The organism is Planococcus sp. RAB007_Raresut (genome assembly GCF_057369535.1).
Genome location: NZ_JBXYIF010000245.1, coordinates 1 through 241, shown reverse-complemented (window position 1 = coordinate 241; position 241 = coordinate 1). Strand labels below are relative to the sequence as shown.

Annotated in this window: 1 protein-coding gene; it reads right to left on the bottom strand. The window is 38.2% G+C overall.

Annotated elements, in window-relative coordinates; genetic code table 11:
• Window positions 1-241: IS3 family transposase (locus AC2Q9J_RS18425; RefSeq protein ID WP_499042177.1), on the bottom strand; the 241-nt coding region annotated here is incomplete at both ends.

Below are 241 nucleotides of genomic sequence, written 5' to 3'. Positions count from 1 at the left end.
AATGGGTGTCTCATACCCCAGTGTGCCATGCAAACGAAGATGGTTCCACCAATGTACGTAATCAAATAGCTCTAGTTCCAATTCTTTCAACGTTTCAAATTGCTTTGGATAAACCAATTCGATTTTGACCGATTTATAAGTGGATTCTGCTACCGCTTTGTCATTAGGACAGCCTTTTTTACTAAGCGAACGCGTGATACCAAACGCTTGTAAAATTGTTTCAATCCTTTGATTATCAAAT